This window comes from Bacillus sp. GMs2/2, assembly GCF_050172095.1.
Classification (GTDB): domain Bacteria; phylum Bacillota; class Bacilli; order Bacillales; family Bacillaceae_G; genus Bacillus_A; species Bacillus_A cereus.
In genome coordinates, this window is sequence record NZ_JBNLYE010000293.1 from 1 (window position 1) to 4,999 (window position 4,999).

A 4,999-nucleotide genomic window follows, 5' to 3' on the forward strand; every position below is an offset into this window, starting at 1 on the left:
CTATTCACATTCTCTTTCTTCAAATTATTAATTGTAATAACAGCTAATTTATTTAATTCCTTCAAAAACTCTTCTGAATCACGAACATAGATAAATCCACGAGAGGTAATATCAGGACCGGAAATAATTTCTCCATCGACTTTATTAAAAGTAATAACTATAACGAGCATTCCATCTTCCGAAAGTTGTTTACGATCACGTAATAAGGCATTTCCAACATCACCAATTCCTAATCCATCTACATATATATTTCCAGCCTGTATTTTTCTAGATTGAACGGCCACTTCATTACTAATATCTACAACATCTCCATTACGAACGATAAAGATATTTTCCTTTTCAATACCAATTGATTCTGCTAACAAACTATGGTGATGTAGCATTCTAAACTCTCCATGAATTGGAATAAAATATTTTGGCTTCATTAATGTAAGCATTAACTTCAACTCTTCTTGATATGCATGACCGGATACATGCACTCCAGTAGAACTACCTGATCCGTAAATCACCTTTGCTCCTAATGCAAATAAATTATCGATAATTCGAGAAACGTTACGTTCATTTCCTGGGATAGGGGTCGCGGCTATAATAACCGTATCTTCTGGTAAAATATCCACTTGTCTATAGTTTCCACTAGCTAAACGCGCTAAAGCTGCCATCGGTTCTCCTTGACTTCCTGTACAAAGTATCGCTACCTGCTTTGAATCTAAACGATTTATCTCACTCGCTTCAATTAACATGCCGTCTGGAATATGTAAATACCCTTCCTCTAGAGCAACTTCTACTACATTTACCATACTTCTCCCGAGCAAAGCCAATTTTCGATTTGTTTTTATGCAAGCTTCAACTATTTGCTGAACACGATTCACATTAGAAGCAAATGTAGAAATAATTACTTTTCTATTTGCTTTCATAAATATTTCCTCTACCCGTTCTCCTACTGACCTTTCTGATGGAGTAAAACCTGGGCGTTCTGCATTTGTGCTTTCAGATAATAAAGCTAGTACACCTTCACTTCCTATTTTAGCCATTTTATGAATATCAGGATGTTGATTATTTACTGGTGTTAAATCAAATTTAAAATCACCTGTATGTACTACAGTACCTTCTGGTGTATGAAAAACAATACCGAGACAATCCGGAATACTGTGGTTCGTTTTAAAAAAGGTTGCCTTAATAGAACCACAATCAATTTCTGATTTTGAATGAATAACGATTAATTCCGTATCATTTTGAAGATTGTGTTCCTTTAATTTAATTTCAATTAAACCTAACGTTAACTTTGTTGCATAGATTGGTACATTTAGTTGTTTTAAAAAATATGGTATTCCGCCAATATGGTCCTCATGCCCGTGCGTTACTACTAAACCGCGAATTTTTTCTTTATTTTCTTGCAAATATGTGACGTCTGGAATTATTAAATCAATCCCTAATAAACTTTCATCTGGAAATTTAGATCCACAATCAATGACGACAATATCATTTTCATATTGGATAGCATACATATTTTTTCCTATTTCATTTACTCCACCTAAAGCAACAATAGACAAGTTATTTTTTAATGAATTCAAATGATAAAACCTCCTTTTCACATTTATAATTCGTGAAATAGCATTTAGGCCTTATTATTTGTAATGAAAAAGGACTTCATACTATTTTATACATATAAAAATTCACACACTATTCTTATATGTATATCCCTAATAACACCATCTCTCTCTAAAAAAGCTCCCATTTTTTCATTGATTTTTTTCAAAATATATTATATATTAATTACAGGTTCAAATTACGAGTTCAAAAGAACTTGTAATCAGACCCTTTTGTTTAATGGGTTTTACATATTTTCATTAGGCAAATTCCGAGAAATCGTATGATAAAACTAAAAATGATGAGGAGAGGATCAGATGGAATTCGAATTTTTCTTTCAAATTGCACTTATTTTATTAAGTACAAAGCTTGCTGGTGATCTTAGTGTTAGATTAGGTCAACCTTCTGTACTAGGTAAATTAATTGTCGGTATCGTTATCGGTCCAGCTTTATTAGGTTGGATTGAAAATTCAGAGCTTCTAACTCAATTAAGTAATGTCGGGGTTATTCTTCTAATGTTTATGGCTGGACTTGAAACAGACTTAGAAGAATTAAACGCCAATCGTAATTCTTCTTTAGCAGTTGCACTCGGAGGTATTATTCTTCCATTCATAGGTGGTTACGTTTCTGGCCTTGTTATGGGAATGGAACAAGGAAACGCTGTATTCTTAGGATTACTTCTATGTGCGACAAGTGTTAGTATTTCCGTACAAACACTTCGTGATTTAGGTAAAATGAAAACACGTGAAAGTACGACGATGCTTGGAGCCGCTGTATTTGATGACATTCTTGTTGTTATTTTATTAGCATTCGCAATGAGCTTCTTAGGCACTGATGATGTTAACTTAACAATGATTATCTTGAAGAAAGTAGTATTCTTCGCTTCTATTATTTTAATCGGATGGAAAGGTGTTCCAGCAATTATGCGTTGGTTATCACCACTGCGCGTATCTGAGTCTATCGTGAGCGCAGCTCTTATCATCTGTTTCTCATTCGCATATTTTGGCGAACTATTAGGAATTGCTGGTATTATCGGTGCTTTCGCTGCTGGTATTGCAATTTCTCAAACAAACTACAAACATGAAGTAGAAAAGAAAGTAGAACCAATTGCTTACGCTATGTTCGTTCCAGTATTCTTCGTTAGTATCGGTATGAATATTACATTTGACGGTATTGGCAATCAAATTTGGTTCATCTTAGCATTAACAGTAATCGCTGTATTAACGAAACTAATTGGTTGTGGTGTTGGTGCACGCATGACTGGATTTGATGCTAAGTCTTCTGCAATTATCGGTTCTGGTATGGTTTCTCGTGGTGAAGTTGCACTTATCATTGCAGGAACAGGACTTTCTTCAGGTCTATTGGCACAAGATTACTTTACAGCAATCGTTATTGTCGTTATTTTAACTACAATGATTACACCACCAATGTTAAAATACACGTTTGGTGCAAAAGATAAAGCAATGAAAGCAAGTAAATAAATTTACTATAATAAAAGGAGATTGCTATTTTATAAGATAGCAATCTCCTTTTTCATTTTATCTTTAAACAATTCCATTCGTTTTTAACCATTTTTCAAAAATAGTTCGTGCTTCTTCATCATTGATATCATTACTAAATGAATACACCTTAATACCATAATCATCTATATATTCACCCAGTTTCATTTCCTCCACTTTCTTATAAAAATCGTCCACCTCATAGTGCGGAATATAAGCATCCCAAACTGGTTCATGTATTCTTTTGTACGCTGTCACTTCTAAATCATATCCATCTTCATAATATCCGATGTGATAATGTTGATTAGGATCATATTTCTTCATAATAATTCCCCTCCCTTTGAAAAATTTATCATATTTCACATAATAAACAAAAGCGAGCTGTATATTACAGCTCGCTCGATTCATTAAATACGTTCCATCGCCGTCTTCAACGTTCCAACAACAAAGGCAATTTCTTCACTTGAAATAATAAGCGGCGGTGCTAATGTTAAGACGTTATTATATCCTGCTGTCGTCATACCGTTTCGTCCTATAATAAGCCCTTTTTCTTTACAAGCATTTACGACACTTGCGATTTTGTCGTTATCAATTGGCTCTTTCGTCTCTTTATCATTTACTAATTCAATTCCAACTAATAGACCTTTTCCTCTAATATCCCCAACAAGCGGATGTTCCCCAATTTCATCTTTTAGTTGCTCTAATAAAAGGGAACCCATTTGTGCAGATCGCTCAATTAAATTTTCATTTTCCATAATCTCTAAATTTTTAAGTGCTAATGCACAAGCTGCTGGATTTCCACCAAATGTATTAATATGGCGGAAAAATTCATATTCTCCTTTACCTTTAAAAGCCTCATATATTTCTTTTTTCACAGCTGTTGCAGATAATGGTAAATATGCGCTCGTAATGCCTTTTGCCATTGTAATAATATCTGGCTTCACATCATAATTCATAAATCCGAATGCTTTTCCTGTACGACCGAAGCCGCAAATCACTTCATCACTTATAAGCAAGGCACCGTGTTTTTGACATGTCTCATGAACAGCTTTCATATAGTCTTGTGGTGGCATTAATATGCCCCCGCCTGTAATAATAGGTTCCATAATAAACGCAGCAATTGTTTCACTTAATTCCCACGTCATAACACGATCGACTTCTTTCACACATTCTACATCATAGATATGCTGCCCTTCAATTTCAGGCATACGGTAACAATCCGGTGGTGTTACGTGTAAAAAGCCTGAAGCAAACGGCTCATATTGATATCTACGCTGAGCTTGTCCCGTCGCTGCCATTGTCGCCATTGTATTCCCGTGATACCCACGATAACGTGACATAAATTTATAACGATGTGGTTCACCTTTTTGCGCATAGTATTGCCTTGCTATTTTAAAAGCTGTTTCGTTCGCTTCTGAACCACTATTTGAGAAGAAAATAACATACTCTCCCCCAAGCCACTCATTTAACTTTTCAGCAAGCTTTATAGCTGGTTCATGAGATTGTGACATTGGAAAGTATGATAATGTTTGTAATTGCTTATAAGCCGCTTCTGCGAGCTCCGTTCTTCCATATCCACTATTCACACACCAAAGACCACTCATACCATCTAAATATCTTTTTCCTTGTATATCTTCAACCCAGCACCCTTCAGCTTTTGCCCCTACCATTGTACTATTTGGACTAAAGGGACGCATTCCGTGCCAAACATATTGCTCATCTTTTGCTAATAATTCATCAGTTTGCTTCGTTTTCATCATTACTTCCACCTTCCATAACAACTTATTTTTCACAAAAGCTGCGCTGGTGCCATGATGACTTAAATTTCTCCCTGCTATTTTCATTCCACAAAATTAAGACAAATCCTACTTACAAATCAGTAATATTTACAAGAAAATGACAAAAGAAAAAAG

4 protein-coding genes are annotated in these 4,999 nt (G+C 34.9%); 1 reads left to right on the forward strand and 3 read right to left on the reverse strand.

The annotated features are described in order from the left end of the window. Positions 1-1,571: ribonuclease J (locus ACQGS6_RS22710; protein WP_426965642.1), on the reverse strand; the 1,571-nt coding region annotated here is incomplete at its 3' end. A gap of 333 nt (positions 1,572-1,904) precedes the next feature. Between ACQGS6_RS22710 and ACQGS6_RS22715 the strand changes: the two genes are divergently transcribed. Beyond that, complete coding sequence (locus ACQGS6_RS22715) at positions 1,905-3,068, forward strand: cation:proton antiporter (RefSeq protein WP_000393877.1); 1,164 nt, start codon at positions 1,905-1,907, stop codon at positions 3,066-3,068. 63 nt (positions 3,069-3,131) lie between these two features. Here ACQGS6_RS22715 and ACQGS6_RS22720 read toward each other — a convergent pair whose 3' ends face one another. Beyond that, positions 3,132-3,494 (reverse strand): DUF3986 family protein, encoded by a 363-nt coding sequence (locus tag ACQGS6_RS22720; protein WP_165852336.1) that lies wholly within the window; start codon positions 3,492-3,494, stop codon positions 3,132-3,134. After that, entirely contained in the window at positions 3,494-4,843 is a 1,350-nt protein-coding gene (locus ACQGS6_RS22725; RefSeq protein WP_000850983.1) for an aspartate aminotransferase family protein, read from the reverse strand. Before ACQGS6_RS22725 ends, ACQGS6_RS22720 begins: the two co-directional genes overlap by 1 nt. Positions 4,844-4,999: the final 156 nt, after the last annotated feature.

What these genes read in the sequence shown, in the direction of transcription:
- ACQGS6_RS22715 (WP_000393877.1), top strand. Translation starts at nt 1,905, where the DNA reads ATGGAATTCGAATTTTTCTTTCAAATTGCACTTATTTTATTAAGTACA.
- ACQGS6_RS22720 (WP_165852336.1), bottom strand. Translation starts at nt 3,494, where the DNA reads ATGAATCGAGCGAGCTGTAATATACAGCTCGCTTTTGTTTATTATGTG.
- ACQGS6_RS22725 (WP_000850983.1), bottom strand. Translation starts at nt 4,843, where the DNA reads ATGAAAACGAAGCAAACTGATGAATTATTAGCAAAAGATGAGCAATAT.